Source organism: Nonomuraea roseoviolacea subsp. carminata, from assembly GCF_024172185.1.
In the GTDB taxonomy this organism is placed as follows: Bacteria; Actinomycetota; Actinomycetes; order Streptosporangiales; family Streptosporangiaceae; genus Nonomuraea; species Nonomuraea roseoviolacea.
In genome coordinates, this window is sequence record NZ_JAMZEC010000001.1 from 351236 (window position 1) to 371372 (window position 20137).

The following is a 20137-nucleotide window of genomic DNA, read 5'->3' on the forward strand; positions in this document are numbered from 1 at the left end:
CGCCCGGCCGCGCCCCCTGTCAGGAGACGAGCAGACCAGTGGACAGCGAAGCGTCAGAGGCGGCATCCCGCCCTCCGGCCGGGCCGCGCTCACGGCCGCTGACCGGCATGCGGGTCGTCGAGGTCTCCGGGTACGTGGCGACCCCGCTGAGCGGCATGACGCTGGCGCAGCTCGGCGCGGACGTGATCCGGGTCGAGCCGATCGGCGGCGCGCCCGACCGCACCCGCCTGCCGCGGGCCGCGAGCGGGACCAGCCTGTACTGGTCGGGGCTGAACAAGGGCAAGCGCGCCGTCGAGGTGGACCTGTCGCGCGAGGCGGGCCGCCGGCTCGTCGCCGATCTGGTCGTCAGCGGCGGGGCGCGCGGCGGGATCGTGATCGTCAACTTCGAGGGGATCCCCGAGCTGGGTCACGAGCGGTTGCGGGCCCGCCGCCCCGACGTGATCCACGTGCTGCTCACCGGCCGCCGGGACGGCGGGGCCGCGGTGGACTACACCGTCCAGGCGGCCACCGGGTTCCCCCTGCTGGCCGGGCCGGAGGGCGACCCGCGGCCGGTCAACAGCGTCGTGCCCGCCTGGGACGTCGCCGCCGGCCTCTACCTGGCGACCGGCCTGCTGGCCGCCGAGCGGCACCGGCTGCTGACCGGCGAGGGGCAGCAGGTGCGGGTCGCGTTGGAGGACGTCGCGCTGGCGACCGCCGGCAACCTCGGCTACCTCGCCGAGGCGCAGGTCACCGGCACGCCGCGGGAGCGCTGCGGCAACCACGTCTACGGGACCTTCGGCCGCGACTTCGCCACCTCGGACGGCGGCCGGCTCATGGTCGTGGCGCTCACGGCCCGGCACTGGCGCGACCTCGTCGCCGCCACCGGCCTCACCGAGGCGGTCGCGGCGCTGGCCCGCGCGCTCGGGGCGGACTTCGGCGAGGAGGCCGAGCGTCACCGGCATCGCGGGCTGCTGGCCGAGCTGCTGGCGGGTTGGTTCGGCGCGCGGACGCTGGCCGAGGCCGAGGCGGCCCTGCGGCCCTGCGGCCCACGCGGGTGCTGTGGTCGGTGTACCGGAGCTTCACCGACCTGGCCGCCGGCGACGCGCTGCGGGACCATCCGCTGATGGGAGAGCTCGTCCAGCCCGGGGTCGGGCGGCACTGGGCGCCCGGCTCGCCGGTGGTGATGGACGGCGAGCAGGCGCCGCCGGCCCCGGCTCCGCCGGTGGGCCGGCACACCGCGGAGGTGCTGCGGGCCGAGCTGGGCCTGTCGGCCGAGGAGCTGGCGAGGCTGCGGGACGACGGCGTCATCGGGACGTACGACGAACGGCACGAGGAGGCCGACGGGACTCCCGAACGGCACGACGGCGTCCTCAAGACCCACGAACGGCACGACGGCGTCATCAGAGCGCGCGACGACGATCGGGAGGCGGAATGACGCCGGTCACCGGCCGGGCGGCGGTCAGCTCCGGCGGGCGCCGATGAGCCGTGACCCCGTGTCCCGCTGGGAGCCGCACACGGTCACGACCACGGAGACGGTCGATCCGGCCCCCGTGGCGGCGCTGTCAGCCCTGTTCGACGACGGCACGCCGCCGGTCGGCCCCGGGGACCCCCTGCCGCCGCTGTGGCACTGGCTCGCCCTGGCCCGCTGGCCCCGCTCGTCCACGCTGGGCCCGGACGGCCATCCGGCGCGCGGCACGTTCCTGCCCCCCGTCGGGCTGCCGCGCCGGATGTTCGCGGGCGGCGAGGTGGCCTTCCACGCCCCGCTCGCGGTGGGCTCGACGGTGCGCCGCGAGTCGGCCGTGGCGTCGGTCGCCGAGAAGCCGGGGCGCTCGGGCCCGCTGGTCGTCGTGTCCGTCGCCACCAAGGTGTACGACGAGAGCGGCCGGCTCGCGATCGAGGAGCGGCAGGACCTCGTCTACCGGGGCCGCGAGCCCGTCCTCCCGCCGGGGACCTCACCGGAGCCGACGGCCGGACCGGATCCCTCCGGCGCGCCCCTCACCCGGGCCGGCGCGTGGTCCTGGGACCTCGCCACCGACCCGGCGCTGCTCATGCGGTTCAGCGCGGCGACGTCCAACCCGCACCGCATCCACTACGACTGGCCGTACGCCACCCGCGTCGAGGGCTATCCCGGCCTGGTGGTGCACGGCCCGCTGATGACGCTCGCCCTGGCGGAGGTGCTCCGGCTGGAGGGACACGACGGACGGGTGGAGCGGATGCGGCACCGCAACCGGCGGCCCCTGTTCTGCGGGCGGGCCGCGCGGCTGCGGCGGATCGAGGACTCCCCGCTCACCCTGGGAGTCCTCACCCCTGGCTCACCCGAGCCGTGCGCCGTCCTGACGGTCGAGGGGTGAGCCGTCCCGCCCCCGGCCCGGGAACCGCCGGTGGCCGGGGCGCGCCCCGCCGGGTGTCCTACCGGGTGAGGTGCCGCCCGCCCGCCACCGACAGGATCTCGCCGTTGACGTGCCCGTTGGCCGCCGAGCCGAGGTAGGCCGCCGCCGACGCCACGTCCTCGGGCGTGCAGATGCGTCCCGTCGGCGTCTGCGCGCTCTCGGAATCCACGGCGTCCTGCCCGAGCCACGGCGTGGACAGCACCCGGTCGGTGAGGGTGAAACCGGGCCGTACGACGTTCGTGAGCACGCCGTGCCCGGCCTCCCGGACGGCGAGCACCTTCGCGGCCGCCTCCAGCGCGCCCTTGGCCGCCGGGTACGTCACGCCCGCCGGCATGGGCTGGTCCACCACGTCGGACGAGATGAGCACCAGCCGTCCCCATCCGGCGCTCCTCATGCCGGGGAGCACCGCGTCGACCAGCGTCAGCGTCCCGGTCACGTTCGCGGTGAAGCCGGCGTTCAGCGTCCGCCAGGTCTCCGGCCCTCTCTCCGGCCAGGCCACCGCGTTGGCGACGAGGACGGCCACGGCGCCCAGGTCGCGCTCGACCTCGGCCACCGCGGACGTGATCGACTCCGGGTCACCCTGGTCCACGCGCACCGCGACGGCCTTCCCGCCGGAGCCCGCGATCTCCTCGACGAGATCGCGCGCGCCTTCCCGGTCGCTGTGCCATCCGGCGGCGACCAGAGCGCCCTCGCGGGCGAACGTGGTGGCGATCGCCCGGCCGATGCTGCCCGATGCCCCGGTGACCAGGACCACGCGTCCTCCGAGCCCCAGATCCATGACTCCTCCAGATAGTTAGCCGACTACTTTTTAGCCGACTATACATTTATAGGATGGTCCCGTGGACACGACCGAGGCGATCCGCGTCAACCGGGCGCTGAACAAGATGAGCAAGCTCTACCGCGCCGCCAAGGCCCGCAAGCTGGCGGCGCTCGGGCTGCACCCGGGGCAGGACGTCATGCTGTGGTTCCTCGCCCAGGAGCCGGACGGGATCACGGTCTCGGAGCTCGCGGCCCGGCTCGGGATCGAACCGCCGACCGCCACCCGCAGCCTCGCCCGGCTGGAGGGCGGCGGCTGGTTCCGCCGCGCGCCGGTGCCCACGGACCGCCGCCAGGTGCGCATCGTCGTCACGGAGGCCGGTCATGCGCTGGTCCCCCGGATCGAGCGCGCCTGGGCCGAGCTCGCGGAGGAGGCGATGGGCGGGGTGAGCGACGAGCAGCGCGAGAACGTCCTCCTCGCCCTCGAACACGCCAACGCCCGCCTGCGCGGCCTCGTCGACGAGACCGCCCTGACGGACGAGTGACGCACTGACCGAAAAGGGACGGTCCTCCCTCTGGCGGGGGAAGCGCCTGCCCCTTCCCGGGGAGGCGCGGACGGCCGCCCGGCCGCGAGGCTCATGACCATGCATGCCGACGTCACGAACCGCGGCGACAACAGTCGCGATGTCACCATCCAGAGCCCCGGCAGCCGCGGCCGCAGGCGCACGATGCTGCGCCGCGTCGCCGCGTTCGGCGCGGCGGGATCGATGTCCCTCTACCTCGCGGTCAAGATCCTCTGGATCACCCTGGAAGTACGTCAGGGCACGGCCGACTGGGTGATGCTCAACCTGGTCACGGTCGTGATGGCGCTGACCGGGATCACGCTGGGCCTGGCGCTCGGGCAGTCGTGGGGGATGCGGCTGCCGGCCTGGCTGGTGCTGCCGCTCGCCTGGATCGGCAGCGGCTTCCTCGTGTCCCTGCTGCCGTACATGCTGGTCAGCGCGTTCCTGAAGCAGGACGCGCCCGCGCCGGGCGACGGCGCCGCCATGCCGGCGTGGGAGGCGGTGTTCATCACGGTGGGGTTCGCCGGGATGGCCGTGGGGCTGGTCGTCGCCCTGCCGATCTACCTGGCCGAGCGGTGGCCGCACGCGTTCGCGGGGCGGGCGGGCCGGCCCGGCCGGGAGGCGGGCGGGGCGTGGCCGCTGCTCCCGGCGGCGGCGCTCGCCGTGCTGTGGGCGTTCTGGGCGGCGGGCGGGACGGCCGGCCTGAACCCGGCGGCCCTGGCCGGATGGGATGCGAACGGGCGGGTCCTGATCGGTGACGGCGCGCTGTGCGCGGCCCTGGCCGGCTGGAGCGTGTGGGCGCTCAGCCGGCCAGGCGGCCCGCGCACGCCGCTGTGGCTGCCCATGGCCGCCGGGTTCGTCGCGTCGGGGTCGCTGTTCGCCTGGGGGGCGTGGAAGCTGCTGTGGGTGCTGCTGCCGGGCGCCTACCGGCCGTTCGAGTATCGGGGCGTGGCCGTGGCCGAGCACGCGGTCGCCATCGTCACGGGACTCGCCGTCCTGCTGACCTTGCTGCGGGAGCACCGCCGTCGCGCCTCCGTCGGGCGATGACGGCCGTCACCTGCTCACGGGATCGGGGTCCGCGGTCTCACCGGGCGTGCGGAAGTGCGCCATGCCCCGTACCAGGAGCAGCGCCGGGGGCGCCAGGAGGATGACGGCCGCGGCGCCCGCGAGCACCGCGCCCGGGCCCGCGAGCCCGGCCAGCGGCCCGGTCAGCGCCTGGCCGAACGGCATGAGCCCGAAACTGCACAGCCAGGCGAACGAGCTGATCCGGCCGATCAGCCGGTCCGGGATCTCGCGCTGCAGGGCGACCTCCCAGTGGATGGCGTAGACCTCCACCCCCGCCCCGGCGACCGCGTACGCCACGAAGACCGGCAGCGGCGACGGCGCGAGCAGCAGGGACAGGGGCGCCGCCGCGTAGAGGGCGATCGCGGTCAGCGCCACGACGCCCACGGCGCGGGGCCGCCACGCCAGGGTGAGCAGGCCGCCGGCCAGGCCGCCGATCCCGTAGCAGGTGAGAGCCACGCCGTACACGGCGGGCGACCCGAACGCGGCGGTGCTCACGACCGGCAGCAGCACCTGTGTCGGCGCCAGCACGAACACCAGGTTGACCGCGGAGAAGACGAGGATGGCGCGCACCCACGGGCGGCGCCGCGCCTCGGCGACGCCGGCCCGGATGTCCTCGGCGAACGACGCGCGGGGCGCCGGGGTCCGCGCCGGCTCTGCGACCCACCGGAGCGCCACGACCGTGGCCGCGAAGATCACCATGGTGATCGCGCACGCCGCCCGGGTCCCGGCCACGGCGATCAGCCCCACGCACACGGCAGGACCGGCCATGATGCCGCTGCGGATCGACACGCCGACCAGCGACCTGCCCGAGACGCGCTCGTCGTCGGTGAGCACGCCGCGCAGGAGCCCGTTGAACGCGGGCCGGACGAACGCCTCCGCGACGCCGGCCAGCAGGACCACGGCCGCCGCGCCCCAGATCGAGGGGGCGGCGGGCAGGGCCGGCGCGCCGGCCAGGAGCGCCTGCCCGGCGTAGGCCGCCATCACCAGGCGCCGCCGCGGCACCCGGTCGGCCCACACTCCGCCGACCGGCAGGAAGGCGACGAGCGTGATCCCGCGCGCGGCGAGGACCAGCCCGAGCGAGACCGCGTCGCCACCCGCGCGCAGGACGGACACGGTGATCGCCACGGCGAACATCTGCTCGCCCATGACCGCGGCCGTCTGCCCGAGCAGCAGCAGCCGGAAGCGGGGGTTGGCGAGGGCGGCGACGCCTTTCATGCCGGTGATGCTGCCCGGATCGGGGGACGCCGTCCCGCGTGTCCGCTGCCGGCTGACGGCGCGCTCCTCGTCCGTGCGGACGCCCCGTGGTGGGCGGTGGAGCGAGCGCGAGGCGGAGGGTTCAGCGCCGCCTGCGGCGGGCCGTGCCGAAGAGGGACCTGGTGATCTCCCGGCCGAACGCGGACGCCGCCGAGCGCGCCATGGAGCGGAACTCCTTCGACTCCAGCACGCTCTCCAGCAGCGACGGCTTCGCTTCCCGTTCCCGCTCCTCCCGGGCCTCCGGCTCGCGAGGGGTCTGCGGGGACGGAGGCGTCCCGGCGGGCTGCGGTGCGGTCAGCTTCGCCGACAGCATCTCGTACGCCGACTCCCGGTCCACCGCCGTGCCGTACTTCCGCTGCAGCGGCGAGGCGGCGATGAGGCCCGCGACCACCTCCGGGCTCGACGGCGCCATGAGCGTGCCCGGGGCGCGCAGGCGCGTCCAGGCCACCGGCGTCGGCGCGCCCGTCTCCGACAGGACCGTGACGACGGCCTCGCCGATGCCGAGCTCGGTGAGCAGCCGTTCCAGGTCGTAGGAGGAGGCCGGGAAGGTGGAGACGGTGGACCTGAGCGCCTTGGCGTCCTGCGGGGTGAAGGCGCGCAGGGCGTGCTGCACGCGCGCCCCGAGCTGGGCGAGCACGTCGGACGGCACGTCGTTGGGCGTCTGGGTGACGAAGAACACCCCCACGCCCTTGGACCGGATGAGCCGCACAGTCTGCGCGATCGACTGCAGGAACGCCTTGGACGCCTCGTCGAACAGCAGATGCGCCTCGTCGAAGAAGAACACGAGCTTCGGCTTGTCGAGGTCGCCCACCTCGGGAAGCTCGTCGAAGAGGTCGGCGAGCAGCCACATCAGGAAGGTGGAGAAGAGCTGCGGCCGGTCCTGTACGGCGGGCAGTTCGAGGATGGAGACGATGCCCCGGCCGTCCGGCGTCACCCGGAGCAGGTCGCGCACGTCGAACTCCGGCTCGCCGAAGAACGCGTCGGCGCCCTGCGCCTCGAAGTTGGTCAGGGCGCGCAGGATGACCCCGGCCGTGGCCGCCGAGAGCCCGCCGATCCCGCTCAGCGCCTCAGGGGTGCCGGTCAGGTGCCGGATGACCGCGATCAGGTCCTTGAGGTCGAGCAGCGGCATGCCGTTCTTGTCGGCGAAGTAGAAGATCAGCCCGAGGGACGACTCCTGCGTCTCGTTCAGCCCCAGGACCTTGGCCAGCAGGGTCGGCCCGAAGGCGGTCATCGTGGCGCGGATCGGGACGCCGGACCCGAGGCCGCCCAGGGAGTAGAACTCCGCCGGGCACGCCGCCGGCGCCCACGTCTGCCCGACCTCGGCCGCGCGCCGGGCGACGCGGTCGGAGGCGGCGCCCGGCGAGGCCAGCCCCGACAGGTCGCCCTTGACATCGGCGAGGAAGACCGGGACCCCCCGGGCCGCGAGCTGCTCCGCCATGAGCTGGAGGGTCTTGGTCTTGCCGGTCCCGGTGGCCCCGGCCACCAGCCCGTGCCGGTTGAGCATGCCGAGGGGGATCCGGATCGGCTCCGCGGCGTCGGCGGTGCCGTCCTCGCGCACCAGGGCCCCGAGCTCCAGCGCCGGTCCCTCGAAGTCGTAGCCTTTCACCGCTGGTTCCGCCTCCCTCTCACGCCGAGGCGGAGCCGCAGTCGTCGCTGAGACAGGCCAGTGCGGCGTCCCCCCAGGATGATCAGTGGATCGGCGTTCTGGCCCACGGCGGCATTCCCTTCAGGTGTGCGTGGCTGCGCCGGAATTCCTCCCCTCGCCCTGTCCGCCGACACGCGAAGGCGAATAAAATGCGCGCCTGCTCATGTTCTCTGCCGTGGTGATTCTCAGGGTGATTCTCAGGCGGCCAGGTTCAGGGCTCTGGCCACCTCGCCCGTGGCGGCGCCCGTCCGCGTGGAGTCGTAACCGTCGCGCAGGGACGCGTCCGGGTCCTTGAGTCCGTCGCCGCTGAGCGTGACGACGACGCGCGATCCCGCGGGGACGTTGCCGCGCTCGTGCTGGTCGAGGAGGCCGGCGACGCCCGCGGCGGAGGCGGGCTCGGCGAAGACGCCGTCGTGGCGGGCGATCATGCGGTACGCGGCGAAGATCTGCTCGTCGGTCACCGCCGCGATCAGGCCGCCGGACTCGTCGCGGGCCGCGACGGCGCCGTCCCAGGTGGCGGGGTTGCCGACGCGGATGGCGCTGGCGGCCGTGGCGGGCTCGGCGACGGGCGCGCCCGTGACGAGCGGGGCGGCGCCGGCCGCCTGGAAGCCCCAGAGGCGGGGGACGCGGGTGGCCGGGCCCTCGGCGGCGTAGGTCCGGTAGCCGTGCCAGGTGGCGGTGATGTTGCCGCCGTTGCCGACCGGCAGGCAGTGGATGTCGGGCGCGTCACCGAGGGCGTCGACGATCTCGTACGCCACGGTCCGCTGCCCGGCCAGCCGCAGCTCGTTGCGTACCGAGTTGACCAGCGCGACGGGATGGTGGGCGGCCAGCTCGCGGGCCACGCGCAGGCAGTCGTCGAAGGTGCCGTCGATCTCCACGATGCGCGCCCCGTACCGGACGGCCTGGCCGAGCTTGCCGAGCGCGACGGCGCCGCGCGGGATGAGGACGGCCGCGGCGAGCCCGGCGCGTGCGGCGTAGGCGGCGGCCGAGGCGCTGGTGTTGCCGGTGGAGGCGCAGACGACGAGCTCGGCGCCCGCCTGAGCGGCCCGGCTGACCGCGATGGTCATGCCGCGGTCCTTGAACGACCCCGTCGGGTTGGCGCCCTCGACCTTCAGCCACACGTCGCAGCCGGTCAGCCCGGACAGATGGGCGGAGCGGAGCAGCGGCGTGTTGCCCTCGTGGAGGGAGACGGCGGGGGTGTCGTCGGTCACGGGCAGCCAGCGCCGGTACGCGCTGTCGATCAGGCCATGCCAGGTGCTCATGCCCCGGACCATAACATTCGTTTCGCACATGCGGTCAAATTCGAGGCGATGTAACATCTGTCAGCATGGAGCCCGACACGCTGGCGGCCCGCCTCGGCGCGGTCTATCCCGAGCTTCCGCCCGGTGAGCGGGCGATCGCCCGGGTCATCCTCGACGACTACCCGTTCGCGGCGCTCGGGTCGCTGCGCTCACTCGCCGAGCGCGCCGGGGTGAGCCCGCCGACCGCCTCGCGGCTGGTCGGGCGGCTCGGGTTCGCCGGCTTCGCCGACTTCCAGGCAGCGGTACGGGCGGGCGCCCGCGAGGCGGACCGGTCACGGCTGCGGGAGTTCGTGACCCGGCCGCCCGACACCGGCCAGGCGGCCGAGGACCTGCGGGCCGGCCTGGAGGGCACGCTGGCCGCGATGACCGGACCGCTGCTGGACGCCGTCGCCACGCGGCTGGCCGAGGCCCGCGCGGTGTGGGCGCTGGGCGGGCCGCTGAGCGAGCTGGCCGCCGACTACCTGGTGCGCCAGCTCGCCGGTCTCCGTCCCGGGGCGCGCCGCGTGCCCGAGACGCCGCCCGCCCGCGCCCGGGCCCTGCTCGACCTCGGGCCGTCCGACGTGGTCGTCGCCTACGACTTCCGCCGCTACTCCCCCGACACGGCCAGGTTCGTCCGGGCGGCGCGGGGGCGCGGGGCGCGGCTGATCCTCGTGACGGACGCGTGGGAGTCGCCGCTGGCCGACGAGGCCGAGGTGCTGGTACGGCTGCCGCGCGAGGCGGCCGGGCCGATCGCGCCGCTCACCCATGAGATCGCGGTCACGGAGCTCGTCCTCGTCGCCACGGCGTCCCGGCTCGACGCCTCGGGGCGGCTCACCGACCTCGACGCCCTCACCCGCGACCTCTCCCGCGACTCCACCGACGCCCCTGACCCCACCGACTCCACCGACTCCGCTGATTCGCATGAGACCTGACGAGCGGCTCCGCGCCTCCCCGACGAGGACGGCTCCTCTCGCAGGCGGCCCTCCCGGCCTCCCCCGTGACACCGGCCGTCCTGCGGCGGGCCGTCGGCCGGGCGCGAGACCGGCCGTGGCAGGGTGCGAGACCGGCGGCCGGCCAGTGAGGGCGACTCCTCGCGCAGGCGGCCCTCCGGCCTCCCGGCACACCGGCCGTCCTGCGGCGGGCCGTCGGCCGGGCGCGAGACCGGCCGCTAGCTGTATTGACCCGCAGCGTTGTTGACGCGAGTGATCGGGGGTCGGCCTCCGAGAGCGGTGTGGCAGCGGTGGTGATTGTAGGTGTGCAGGAAGTCTTGCAGAGCGGCGGTGCGTTCGTCGTTGCTGGCGTACGGGCGGATGTAGGCCCACTCCTCCAGCAGGGTGCGGTTGAAGCGTTCGACCTTGCCGTTGGTCTGGGGCCGGTAGGCGCGGGTGCGTTTGCCGGTCGCTCCGATGTCGGCCAGGGCTTGGCGCCAGGTGGTGCTGCGGCGGTAGGCCAGGGCGTTGTCGGTCAGCACGCGTTCGATCGTGGGGATGCCCAGGCCGGCGAAGTAGGTGATGGCGCGGCGTAGGAAGGCGGCGCAGGTGGTGGCCTTCTCGTCAGGGTGGATCTCGCTGTAGGCGATGCGGGTGTGGTCGTCGACGGCCGAGTGGATGTAGTCGTAGCCGACGGTGCGGCTGGGGTGGTGGCTGCGCTGGTCGCGGCCGTGGATGCGCCAGCCGCCGCCGTCGGGGATGCGGCCGATCTTCTTGACGTCCACGTGCACGAGCTCGCCGGGGCGATCGCGTTCGTAGCGGCGGATCAGCTGGCCAGTGGGCCGGTCCAGCCATGCCAGCCGGTGCAGGCGATGTCTGGTGAGGATCCGATGCACGGTGGAGGTCGCCAGCCCGAGGATGGGCCCGATACGGGCCGGACCGAGCTTACGGCTGGTACGCAGCCGGCATACCTGACGCTCCATGTGGGCGGGGGTGCGGTGCGGCGTGGTGTGGGGCCGGCTGGGACGGTCGTGCAGGCCCGCCTCGCCCTGTTCGCGCCATCGACGTATCCACTTGTGGGCGGTGGGCCGGGAGATGCCCATTTCAGCGGCCACATGCGCGACCGGCCTGCCGGACAGGACGCGTTCAACGAGCAGACGCCGGCCATGAATGGTCAGCCGGGCGTTACGGTGGGACACGAGGCCTCCGCGCGGTGAAGATTCGACACCTACACCACACCGGAGGCCTCTCCTTTGATCAAGACCCCACTGTTAACAACGCTCGTGGTCAATACAGCTAGCCAGCGCGGGCGGGCCCGGGCGGGTAGCCGGGCAGGTAGGTGCTGTGGGTAGGGGCGGGGTCTAGGCGCGGCGGGTAGACGCTGTGAATGGGCGCGGTAGGTGGACGGTGTGCATGGGCGCCGTGAATGGGCGCGGTAGGTGGGCGGTGTGCATGGGTGCGGCGGGCAGGCGCGGTGGGTGCCCGCGTACGGGAGCCGGCGTCAGGTGGCCGCGACGACCCGCGCCTGCACCACCTGGCCGAGCTTGTCCAGCTCGATCAGCGTCGGCACCAGGTCGGTCCCGCTCTTGCCCGGTGTGCCCGCCCAGCTCACCGTGACGTAGTGTCCCATGGCGCGTACCGTGGCCCGGCTGTGGGCGGCGTCGAGGGACACCGCCGGCCGGACGAACCCGTCCTTGCCCAGCGCCGTCACCAGGGCGTCGGCGGCGCGCCCGTCGGCCAGGTTGAAGATGACGAACTGACCCGCCACCCCCGCCGGCCCCTCGTACGCGGCCCGCAACGCCTGGGTGCAGCCGGCGGCCGTGACGCCCCACAGCGCCTCGTCGCAGCCGTCGAGCTGCTCGGCCGACACCCGCCGCAGCGTGCCCAGCGTGGCGTTGCCGGCGGAGAAGACCTCGTCGACCGTCAGCGGCTTGGAGTCGGCCTGGCGGGTGTCGATGAGGGAGTAGAGGGCGGAGGTGCGTTCGCTGCGGAGCGTGGCCGGCCGGGGCTCGTCGCCGCCGAGCCAGAACCACGCCCCGGCGGCGGCCACCGCGAGCCCGGCCACGGCCGCCAGCGTGACGATGAGAGGGCGCGGCATCAGGCCTCCACTCCAGTGATGGTGCCAGGGGTCGCGTCGGCCGGCGGCATCAGGACTTCGGTCCCGTGATCGTGACGACCCGGCGGTAGACGGCCTTCTCGGCGCCGCGCAGCGTCAGCGCGAGCCCCACGAAGTCGTCCCGGGCGGTCGGCTCCGCCCCGTCGATCCTGCCCAGCCACACCAGCCCGACGTAGTGGCCGAGGGCGTAGCCGGCGCCCTCGGAGTAGCCGCTCCGGGGGAACGCGGCCGAGCCGGCGGGCAGCGCCTGCACCCAGCCGCCCCGGTAGCCGAGCTTCAGCGACTCCACGAGGTCGGTGGCGGCCTGGCCGTCGCGCAGGTTGAGCAGGGTGTACTGGCCGAGGTAGCGGCCGTCGGAGCTGGTGTAGAGCCCGCGGGCGGCCTGGTTGCACCCGGCGTCGGCCACCTTGGCGCGCAGTTCCTCGCCCCACACGGCGGCCGAGCAGTCGGCGTCGATCCGCCGGGCGGCGAGCTTGAGCGTGAGCTTCTTGCCACCGGTGAGGGTCTTCTGGGCGAAGACCTCCTTGTCGGTGAGCGGCTTGGCGTCTTTGGCCCGGTCGAGGACGGGCGCGAACAGCTTCGGCGAGGACCAGGCGGTGTAGGTGGCGGGCAGCACGGCGTCGCCGCCGACCGTGCCGCCGGCCTCGCGGTCGGGGGTGAAGCCGCCGAGCGAGGCGATGGCGAAGACGAGGCCGCAGGCCAGGGCGACGACGCCGGCGACCGTGGCGACGATCACGATGAGCTTCTGGCGGCTCGGCGCCATCCCCAGGTCGGTGAGTACCGGGAACTGCCAGTCCGAACGCGGGGGACGGCGCCGCTTGCGCGGCGCCTGCCTGGTGGTGGTCACAGGCCGGACGCTCCGATCAGGTTGCCCAGGGCGAAGGTGAGCGCGGCGGCCAGGGCGCCCACGAGGAGCTGGCGCAGTCCGGAGAACCACCAGCTGCGTGCCGTCACCGTGGACACCAGGGCGCCCGCGGCGAACAGCGACACGCAGGACACCACGGCCGACAGCACCAGGCTCGTGGCGCCGAACAGGTAGGGCACGAGCGGCAGGAGCGCGCCGGTCGCGAACGCCAGGAACGACGAGACGGCCGCCACCCTGGGCGAGGGCAGGGAGTGGGGGTCGACGCCGAGCTCGTTCTGGGAGTGCACCTCCAGGGCGCGCTCGGGGTCGCGGGAGATCTGGGCGGCCACCTCGGCCGCGGTCTCGGGCAGGACGCCCTTGTCGACGAGGGCCTGGGCCAGCTCGGCCTGCTCGTCCTCGGGGTTGCGCTGCAGCTCGCGGCGCTCGACGGCGATCTCGGCCAGGGCCAGCTCGCGCTGGCTGGCCACCGACACGTACTCGCCGCCGGCCATGGAGAACGCGCCCGCCGCCAGGCCCGCGCCGCCGGCCAGCAGCACGACCTTGGCGTCGGAGGTGCCGCCGGCGACGCCGGCGATGAGCGCGAAGTTGGACACCAGCCCGTCCATCGCGCCGAACACCGACGGCCGCAGCCAGCCGCCGGTGACGTCGCGATGCCGGTGGTGGATCTCCGCGCGTCCGGTCATCGCGCGTGCTTCTCCTCTGCCGTGGCGTGCTCACCGGGCGCCCGGGCCGCCCCTTCCGCCTCGGGCTCGCCCTCCGCCTTCACCGTACTCTCCGGGCCGGCCTCGGCACGCTCCGGACCCGCCTCGGCCTCCGCGGCCCCCGCGGGTTCCATGGGTTCCGCGCCGGGCTCGGCGGACGTGTCCGGCTCCGTACGGGCCGCGCCGGAGGTCTCCGCCTCGTCGGCCTGGTCGGCCGGGTGGGCCGGGTCGGCGACCGCCCCGTCGCCCTCGGCCAGGGGCTGGACCCCCGGCGGGACCACGTGCTCCACGGTGTCCTTGTTGCGGGTCGCGAAGAAGTAGACGACCGCGCCGACGAACACCACGAGGGCGGTCCACTGGTTGAGGCGCATGCCCAGGAACGTCACGGCGTGGTCCACACCGCCCACCGGGTCGATGCGCAGCCCCTCGATCCAGAAGCGCCCCAGGGTGTAGCCCGCCACGTACAGCGCGAACAGCCGCCCGTGGCGCAGCCTGAACCTGCTGCCCACGAACAGCAGCAGGAACCCGAGGGCCACGTTCCACAGCGACTCGTACAGGAACGTCGGGTGGTAGAGCACCCCCGGCTCCCCGCCGTGCTGCTGGTCGATCTCCAGCCCCCACGGCAGCGTGGTCGGCCCGCCGTACAGCTCCTGGTTGAAGTAGTTGCCCCAGCGCCCGATGGCCTGGGCGAACGCGATGCCCGGGGCGACCGTGTCGGCCACGGCGCTCAGCGACAGGCCGCGGCGGCGGCAGGCGATCCACACGCCCACGCCGCCCAGGGCGATCGCGCCCCAGATGCCGAGGCCGCCCTCCCAGATGAACAGCGCCTTGTAGGCCGGCTTGATGGCCCGGGAGCCGAAGTACATCTGCCAGTCGGTGATGACGTGGTAGAGCCGGCCGCCGATGAGGCCGAAGATCACCGCGGGCACGGCGATGTCGATGATCGTGCCCTTCTGGCCGCCGCGGGCGCGCCAGCGGCGCTCGCTCAGCCAGACGGCGAAGATCACGCCTGCGACGATGCACAGGGCGTAGGCCCGGATCGGGATGAATCCGAGGTACCAGACCCCCTGGGAAGGGCTGGGAATCGAGGCAAGGGGCATGTCGGTGAGGGTAGCGGACGTCAGGCTACTTGGCCGCCTTCGTGACCTGATCGCGTAGCTGCTGAGGCGTGAAGGCGACATTGCCCTCCAGAGCCACGCCGTTCAGCTTCACGGTGGGCGTGCCCTCGATCTTCTGCGCCTTGATGACCTTGTCGGCGTAGGAGAGCTGTGCCTGGGCGTGCTTCTGCGAGGTGACGCACTGCTCGAAGTCGGGCGAGGTGACGCCGGCCTCCTTGCCCCAGGTGACCAGATCGTTGGTCTTGAAGCCCTCGACGGTCTCGGACGGCTGGTTCTTGTAGAGCAGGTCGTGGAAGGCCAGCCACTGCCGGCCGTCGGCGACGCAGCGGGCGGCGGCGCCGGCCCGCAGGGAGTTGCCGCGGGTGGGCTCCCGCTGGAAGATCGAGATCGGGTGGTAGACCACCTTGGCCTTGCCCTCGGCGGCGAGGTTCTTGAACGTCTGCCCGCTGACGGTCTCGAGCTGCTTGCAGGCGGGGCACTGGAAGTCCTCGTAGACGTCGAGGACGGGCTTGTCCACGCCGGCCCTGGCCATCACCACCGAGCCGTCGGGCTGCACGGTGACCGGGGCCTGGTTGCCGGCGGCCGCCTCCTCCGACTGCGACCTGCTCGCCGCGTACAGCCAGCCGCCGCCGATGGCGGCCAGCGCGACGACGCCCACGGCCGCGTAGGTCACGACGCGCCTGCGCTGCTCGCGCTGGCGCTCGGCGGCCTGCTGCTGCTTGATCTTCTCCCGTGCGGTCTTCATCCGCTCCCCCTTGCTCATGCCCGTGTCCCCTGGTCGCCCGCGTCGTCGCCGCGCGCGTCGTCGCCGCCCGCTTCGTCGCCGCGCTCGCGGCCGTCGTGCTCGTCACCGTCGTGATGGTCGCCGTCGTGATGGTCGCCGGCCACCGTCCTGTCGCTCCCCGCGTCGCCGGCCAGGCCGAGCGCCGAGTCGAGCGCGAAGGCGCCCGGCGCGAAGCGGACGGTCCAGACGCCGAGCAGCACGAGGCCGAAGTCACGCAGGATGTCGAGCAGGTACGACGGCTCCTGCCCGACGCCCAGCTCGCCGCCGCCGCCGAAGCAGCCGCAGTCGATGCGCAGGCCGTGGGCCCACGCCCAGCCGATGCCGAACACGAAGGCCAGCATCAGCAGCCCCGCGATCACCCCGGCGACCCTCGTCATCAGGCCGACCACCAGCAGCACGCCGACCACGATCTCGATGATCGGCAGGCCGTAGCCCACGGTCGTGGCGACCGAGTCGGGCAGCAGCTGGTATGCCTTGACCGCCACGACACTGTCGGACGGGTTGCCGATCTTGAGCCAGCCGGCCGCGATCAGCACCCCGCCCAGCACGAGCCGAGCGACTGTCGTCACCAAGGGTATCGCTGATCTCGCGGGCAGTGACGCAGACGACGCGATCACGGGCCTTCTCCTTGTCTCCGCGCTGGGATGCGCACAATTACCCGGAGACCATCCGATCACGGATCCGATAAGCGTCGGTTAAGGCGGGAGAGGCTGCCCCGCCTGGCGTTTCACGACCTCCCGGGCGAGACCAGGCTAGCAGCGGAAACGGGCGCCTCCCCAGTCGGCGTGGTCGTTTCCCACGCCGTCTCCGCCGTCATCCACGACAAGTTCGGCATATCGGGCGCCGCCGAGGTCCGCCGTCAGCTCGTACGGCGCGTCGGCCGCCCGCAGCACCCCGCTGGCCGCCTTCACCACGCCGTCGGCCAGCACCGTGAACCGCACCGAGCCCCGGGCGCCCTGCGAGTCGTCCACGCCCACGGCGGCCGTGAACGCCGTGCACGAGCCGCCGAGGAAGTAGCGGACGCGGGCGGGCGCGTGCGTGCCGAGGCCCTTGGCGAACACCTGGCCGCCGATCGTCAGGGGCGGGCCGTCGCCGGGCGCCGAGTCGCCGTTGGCGCGGTCGCGCTCGGCCGGTCCCCAGCCGTTGTCGGCGCTCACCCACTCCAGGTCGCTCGCCCAGGCGTCGCCGGAGGGCGGCGGCGGGAGGGTGCGTACGGACGCCGCCGCCGCGACAGTCCTGGGGTTCCCGGCGGCGGTGTAGGAGGCGGTCGCCCCGATCTCGTACACCCCGTACGGCGCGCCGGCCGGCGGCGTCACCTTCCAGGAGGTCTTCCACGTGCCGCCCGGCTCCACCGTGGCCGGGCCGCCGCCTCCCCCGACGGTCCACCCGTCCGGTACGGCCGGCGTCACCAGGACGTCCACGGCCGGCACGTCCTCCCGGTTGACGAAGGTCACGCCCACGTCCCCCGCCACCCCCTGTTCGAACACCGGCGACGCGGGCGCGACCGTCAGCGACGCGCACGCCTGGGCCTCGGGCGACTCCCCCAGGTCCCGGACGGCGAAGTCGTCGAGGACGAGGTCGGCCCCCTCCTGCTCGGCCTGGAGGGAGCGCAGCCCCACCCACACCTCGCCGCAGCCCGCGACCACCCGCTCGGCGAACCGGGTGGTCGTCCGCCGCTCCGGCAGCGGCGTGCCGCGCGTCTCGACGGTGTCGCCGCCCTTGTCGTAGCCGGTCACCCAGGTGTACGCGCCGGCCAGGCTGCTCTGGTACCGGAACGACACCTCGTAGGCGTGCCCCGGCGTGAACCGCGCCGTCCAGGGGACCGTGCGGTAGACCAGGCCGCGCCGCTCCTCGTGCGCCTTGAGCGAGAACCGCCCCTCGATGACGTCGTCGACGGCCTTGCCGTTCCAGCCGGCCTGCGTGTACGGCTCGTGCCGCTCGGCCAGATGGGTGCGCGCGTCGAAGGCCCCTCCGGCGTCGCCCTTGACGAACGGCTCCCAGCCCGGCTCCGGCGACTCGAAGGCGCCCACCGTCTCCGGCGCGGCGCTCCGCATGAGCCGCACGTCGTCCACGCGCACCCGCCCGGTCCCGCCCGCGGCGGCGATCCTGAACGTCACCTCGGAGCCCCGCGGCGTGAACCGCACGGGCACCCGCTGGAAGAACGTGTCGTGCTTCTCGTCGGAGGCGATGTAGTTCCTGGCCGTGGAGCGGGTGAGCGTAACGCTCTCGCGCAGGCCAGGGGCGCGCACCTCCAGCGTGGTCTCGCGGGCGCGGCCGGGCTCGACCTCGACGGCGGCCGACACGGTGTACGGCCGGCCGGGCCGCAGCCCCGTCAGCCGCTGTTCGAGGCTCGCCGGGGCGCCGTCGCCGAGCAGGGCGACGCGGTGGCCGAGCGCGTTGGTCTCGACGCCGACGGACCCGGTGGCCGTCCAGCCGCGCAGCCGGTCGTCGTTGAAACCGGGGTCGCGCACGCCGCTCCCCTCGCCCCAACGCGGGTCGGGCGGGGCGGGCGCGGCGCCGGGGTAGAGGACGTAGGCCACGCCGGCCTCGGCGCGCAGCGTGATCCGGCCGCCGACCGGGGTGACGACGCCGGTCCGCACCCGTCCCTGGTCGGTGAGCCGGTAGACGGTCAGCGGCCGGTCGGCGTCCCAGGTGGTCTCGCCGCCGGCGGCGTTGTAGTGGTAGAGGCGGCCGTCCCACGGCAGCAGGTACGCGGCCCCGTCGAGGACGAGGTGGCCGCCGGCGTAGATGCGCCGCGTGCCTCCGGAGGAGGTGCCGCGCACGCCGTCGGAGAAGACGATCTCGTCGGCGTTCCAGTCGAGGATGCGGTGGCGCTGCAGGAACTTGGCGGGCAGGTTGTGCTGCCAGATGTTGCGGGAGAACGCGGTGTAGTCGTTCTCCGCGGTCCAGCCCTCGAACTCGACGATCCGGGCGTTGCCCAGGATGGGGTGGGTGTTCCAGACGTCCTTCTCGCCGTTGCGGATGAACCGGATGATCTGCGAGTTGAGTCCCTTGTTGGTGGCGCCGCCGTAGTTGAGGTCGTTCGCCCAGTGCGCCCACAGGGAGGTGCGTTCGAGCTTGTCCGACCACTCGGTGGCGACCTGGAAGCCCCGCGCGGCCAGTTCGCGGCCGGTGCGGTCGGCGACCCAGCCGAACGGCCGGAACACGTCCACGTACAGCAGCGCGAGGTTGGGGTCGGTCTCCTCGCGCAGCCGCCTGAGCCGCGCGGCGAGCGTGCCCCGGGTGAGGTCGCCGCGCTGGTCGATCAGGTACGCCTGGTCGAGCCAGTCCCAGCCCTTGGCCTTGGGGTCGGCGAGCTGCTTGTTGAAGGCGTGCGCCTCGGGATATGCCTCGGTGGCGTTGACGTGGGCGCCGAAGGTGGCGTTCCACCGCCGGCCCGTCCTCAGCAGCGTGTTGAGGTCGGCCAGGCCGCCGGCGCGCTCGTTGTGGTGGCCGCCGTAGTCGGGGTGCGCCGAGTCGTGGCCCTCCGACTGGTAGCCCTTGAGGATGGCGAGCTGGCCGAGGCCGTCGGTGGCCAGCGAGACGCGCTTGACGTCATCCAGGGTGCGCAGGAACGGGTGGGTGGCCTGGCTGGAGAAGTTGAACGGGATGTGGGTGACGACGCGGTCCTTGGTGGCGTCCGCGCCGGGCGCCTTGACGCCGATCTCGTGGAAGGCGAGCGCGCCGTCCTGCCAGTCGAGGGCGCCGTCGCCGTTGGCGTCGGGGGTGACGACGACCTTGGCCCAGGGGCGTTCCTCGGTGAACGGGGAGCCGGTGGCCCGGTGGGTCCACTGGCCGCTCCACACGCCCACCCTGACCGTGCCGCCGGGCTGCGTCCTGGCCTGGTGCCAGAAGCGGGCGGCGTCCTTGTCGGTGGGGCCGGCCGGGCGGTCGTAGGTGGAGTTCGACTCGACGGCTGCGGCCAGCCGGGCGGTGTTCACGATCGCGTACGTGGCGCCGACCGGCGCGGGGTCGGGCGCGGTCCGCTCCGTGACGGCGGCGAAGACGTCGGCGGTGCGGGTGGAGTTGGGGTCGAGCCGGGTGAACGCGGTGGCCGCGCCGGGCTCGTCGCTCGCCACGGAGACGAGGTCGTGGCCGGGCAGGTCGATCGTGTTGACGCGGAAGGCGGCGGTGTCGGCGACCTCGTCCACGGCGAACGTCGTCACCCGGCCGCGCACGCGGACGCTCGTCTCCAGGCTCACGCCGGGCAGGGCGGGGAAGGCGAGGCGGTAGCGGGCGCTCGCGGCGTCGCGCCCGGCCGGCCGGACGGTCACCTCGTACGGCCGGTCGTTGAGGACGACGGCGGGCACGCCGGTGCTGCCGCCGAGCGTGGCCCCGGTGGCGCGGTCGGTGTAGCGCAGGATCCGGGGGAAGGCGGGGTCGAGATCGACCGTGAGCCGGTCGGAGGAGATCGTGAGGGGCTCGGCCACGGCGGCGGCCTTGGGGGCGATGGCCTGCGCGGTGGGCGTGGGGGCGGGGGCGCCGGTGGGCAGCGGGTCCGGCGAGGCCAGGTCGTAGGACGGCGGCGCCGGGGTGGGGTCAGGCGGGGGTGTCGTCGTGGACGGCGGCGGGGTCGCCGCGGCGGGCGGCATGCGGACGGAGGGCGCGGGGGCGAACGGAGTCAGCAGGGATAACGCGAGGGAGGCTGCGAGCGCGGCGGGACGGCGCATACGTGTCCTTCGTCGGGAACTC

18 protein-coding genes are annotated in these 20137 nt (G+C 74.1%); 6 read left to right on the top strand and 12 right to left on the bottom strand.

Going from position 1 to position 20137, the window contains the following annotated elements; all coding sequences use genetic code 11:
* The first annotated feature begins 107 nt into the window (after nt 1-107).
* The 3 genes from HD595_RS01570 to HD595_RS01580 are packed head-to-tail and all read left to right on the top strand — an operon-like array spanning nt 108 to nt 2330.
* Complete coding sequence (locus tag HD595_RS01570) at nt 108-1103, top strand: CoA transferase (protein ID WP_253765160.1); 996 nt, start codon at nt 108-110, stop codon at nt 1101-1103.
* Complete coding sequence (locus HD595_RS01575) at nt 1103-1414, top strand: hypothetical protein (RefSeq protein WP_253765162.1); 312 nt, start codon at nt 1103-1105, stop codon at nt 1412-1414. The genes HD595_RS01570 and HD595_RS01575 overlap by 1 nt, the downstream gene beginning before the upstream one ends.
* 43 nt (nt 1415-1457) lie before the next feature.
* Nucleotides 1458-2330: an HTD2 family dehydratase gene (locus tag HD595_RS01580; protein ID WP_253765163.1), complete on the top strand. Its 873-nt coding sequence runs from the start codon at nt 1458-1460 to the stop codon at nt 2328-2330.
* A gap of 58 nt (nt 2331-2388) precedes the next feature.
* On the opposite strand, the gene HD595_RS01585 is transcribed toward HD595_RS01580, so the two are convergent.
* Nucleotides 2389-3147, bottom strand: a complete 759-nt coding sequence (locus tag HD595_RS01585) for an SDR family NAD(P)-dependent oxidoreductase (protein ID WP_253765165.1) — start codon at nt 3145-3147, stop codon at nt 2389-2391.
* Nucleotides 3148-3208: 61 nt separating this feature from the next.
* Here HD595_RS01585 and HD595_RS01590 point away from each other — a divergent pair, with 61 nt between their 5' ends.
* Together HD595_RS01590 and HD595_RS01595 are read left to right on the top strand one after the other, a co-directional pair.
* Nucleotides 3209-3670, top strand: a complete 462-nt coding sequence (locus tag HD595_RS01590) for a MarR family winged helix-turn-helix transcriptional regulator (RefSeq protein ID WP_253765166.1) — start codon at nt 3209-3211, stop codon at nt 3668-3670.
* Between the two features lie 99 nt (nt 3671-3769).
* Entirely contained in the window at nt 3770-4735 is a 966-nt protein-coding gene (locus HD595_RS01595; protein WP_253765168.1) for a hypothetical protein, read from the top strand.
* Between the two features lie 6 nt (nt 4736-4741).
* Here HD595_RS01595 and HD595_RS01600 read toward each other — a convergent pair whose 3' ends face one another.
* From HD595_RS01600 to thrC, 3 genes are all read right to left on the bottom strand, one after another.
* Nucleotides 4742-5968: an MFS transporter gene (locus HD595_RS01600; protein WP_253765169.1), complete on the bottom strand. Its 1227-nt coding sequence runs from the start codon at nt 5966-5968 to the stop codon at nt 4742-4744.
* 121 nt (nt 5969-6089) lie between these two features.
* Nucleotides 6090-7613 carry a helicase HerA-like domain-containing protein gene (locus tag HD595_RS01605; protein ID WP_253765170.1) on the bottom strand — a complete coding sequence of 508 codons (1524 nt, stop codon included), beginning with the start codon at nt 7611-7613 and terminating at the stop codon, nt 6090-6092.
* A gap of 236 nt (nt 7614-7849) precedes the next feature.
* A complete protein-coding gene (gene thrC / locus HD595_RS01610; protein WP_253765171.1) occupies nt 7850-8914 on the bottom strand; it encodes a threonine synthase in 1065 nt (354 codons plus the stop codon).
* 65 nt (nt 8915-8979) lie between these two features.
* Between thrC and HD595_RS01615 the strand changes: the two genes are divergently transcribed.
* Nucleotides 8980-9864, top strand: a complete 885-nt coding sequence (locus HD595_RS01615; protein ID WP_253765172.1) for a MurR/RpiR family transcriptional regulator — start codon at nt 8980-8982, stop codon at nt 9862-9864.
* 236 nt (nt 9865-10100) lie between these two features.
* Here the strand turns inward: HD595_RS01615 and HD595_RS01620 are convergent, their stop codons facing one another.
* From HD595_RS01620 to HD595_RS01655, 8 genes are all read right to left on the bottom strand, one after another.
* Nucleotides 10101-11060: an IS481 family transposase gene (locus tag HD595_RS01620; RefSeq protein ID WP_253765173.1), complete on the bottom strand. Its 960-nt coding sequence runs from the start codon at nt 11058-11060 to the stop codon at nt 10101-10103.
* Between the two features lie 302 nt (nt 11061-11362).
* Nucleotides 11363-11959 (bottom strand): hypothetical protein, encoded by a 597-nt coding sequence (locus tag HD595_RS01625; RefSeq protein WP_253765174.1) that lies wholly within the window; start codon nt 11957-11959, stop codon nt 11363-11365.
* A gap of 49 nt (nt 11960-12008) precedes the next feature.
* The gene (locus HD595_RS01630; protein ID WP_253765176.1) at nt 12009-12824 is read right to left on the bottom strand and encodes a hypothetical protein; all 816 of its coding nucleotides are present in this window, start codon (nt 12822-12824) and stop codon (nt 12009-12011) included.
* Nucleotides 12821-13525, bottom strand: coding sequence for a VIT1/CCC1 transporter family protein (locus HD595_RS01635; RefSeq protein ID WP_253765177.1), 705 nt, complete (start codon nt 13523-13525; stop codon nt 12821-12823). The genes HD595_RS01630 and HD595_RS01635 overlap by 4 nt, the downstream gene beginning before the upstream one ends.
* Nucleotides 13522-14643: a prolipoprotein diacylglyceryl transferase gene (gene lgt, locus HD595_RS01640; RefSeq protein WP_253765180.1), complete on the bottom strand. Its 1122-nt coding sequence runs from the start codon at nt 14641-14643 to the stop codon at nt 13522-13524. The genes HD595_RS01635 and lgt overlap by 4 nt, the downstream gene beginning before the upstream one ends.
* A gap of 25 nt (nt 14644-14668) precedes the next feature.
* The gene (locus tag HD595_RS01645) at nt 14669-15406 is read right to left on the bottom strand and encodes a DsbA family protein (RefSeq protein ID WP_253765181.1); all 738 of its coding nucleotides are present in this window, start codon (nt 15404-15406) and stop codon (nt 14669-14671) included.
* A 14-nt stretch (nt 15407-15420) separates the two neighbouring features.
* Nucleotides 15421-16014 carry a MauE/DoxX family redox-associated membrane protein gene (locus HD595_RS01650; RefSeq protein ID WP_253765184.1) on the bottom strand — a complete coding sequence of 198 codons (594 nt, stop codon included), beginning with the start codon at nt 16012-16014 and terminating at the stop codon, nt 15421-15423.
* Nucleotides 16015-16197: 183 nt separating this feature from the next.
* A complete protein-coding gene (locus HD595_RS01655) occupies nt 16198-20115 on the bottom strand; it encodes an endo-alpha-N-acetylgalactosaminidase family protein (protein ID WP_253765185.1) in 3918 nt (1305 codons plus the stop codon).
* Nucleotides 20116-20137 lie beyond the last annotated feature (22 nt).

Bases quoted from the DNA above. Each gene is read 5' to 3' on its own strand.
- HD595_RS01570 (WP_253765160.1), top strand. From the start codon at position 108: ATGCGGGTCGTCGAGGTCTCCGGGTACGTGGCGACCCCGCTGAGCGGC.
- HD595_RS01575 (WP_253765162.1), top strand. From the start codon at position 1,103: ATGGGAGAGCTCGTCCAGCCCGGGGTCGGGCGGCACTGGGCGCCCGGC.
- HD595_RS01580 (WP_253765163.1), top strand. From the start codon at position 1,458: ATGAGCCGTGACCCCGTGTCCCGCTGGGAGCCGCACACGGTCACGACC.
- HD595_RS01585 (WP_253765165.1), bottom strand. From the start codon at position 3,147: ATGGATCTGGGGCTCGGAGGACGCGTGGTCCTGGTCACCGGGGCATCG.
- HD595_RS01595 (WP_253765168.1), top strand. From the start codon at position 3,770: ATGCATGCCGACGTCACGAACCGCGGCGACAACAGTCGCGATGTCACC.
- HD595_RS01600 (WP_253765169.1), bottom strand. From the start codon at position 5,968: ATGAAAGGCGTCGCCGCCCTCGCCAACCCCCGCTTCCGGCTGCTGCTG.
- thrC (WP_253765171.1), bottom strand. From the start codon at position 8,914: ATGAGCACCTGGCATGGCCTGATCGACAGCGCGTACCGGCGCTGGCTG.
- HD595_RS01615 (WP_253765172.1), top strand. From the start codon at position 8,980: ATGGAGCCCGACACGCTGGCGGCCCGCCTCGGCGCGGTCTATCCCGAG.
- HD595_RS01625 (WP_253765174.1), bottom strand. From the start codon at position 11,959: ATGCCGCGCCCTCTCATCGTCACGCTGGCGGCCGTGGCCGGGCTCGCG.
- HD595_RS01635 (WP_253765177.1), bottom strand. From the start codon at position 13,525: ATGACCGGACGCGCGGAGATCCACCACCGGCATCGCGACGTCACCGGC.
- lgt (WP_253765180.1), bottom strand. From the start codon at position 14,643: ATGCCCCTTGCCTCGATTCCCAGCCCTTCCCAGGGGGTCTGGTACCTC.
- HD595_RS01645 (WP_253765181.1), bottom strand. From the start codon at position 15,406: ATGAAGACCGCACGGGAGAAGATCAAGCAGCAGCAGGCCGCCGAGCGC.
- HD595_RS01655 (WP_253765185.1), bottom strand. From the start codon at position 20,115: ATGCGCCGTCCCGCCGCGCTCGCAGCCTCCCTCGCGTTATCCCTGCTG.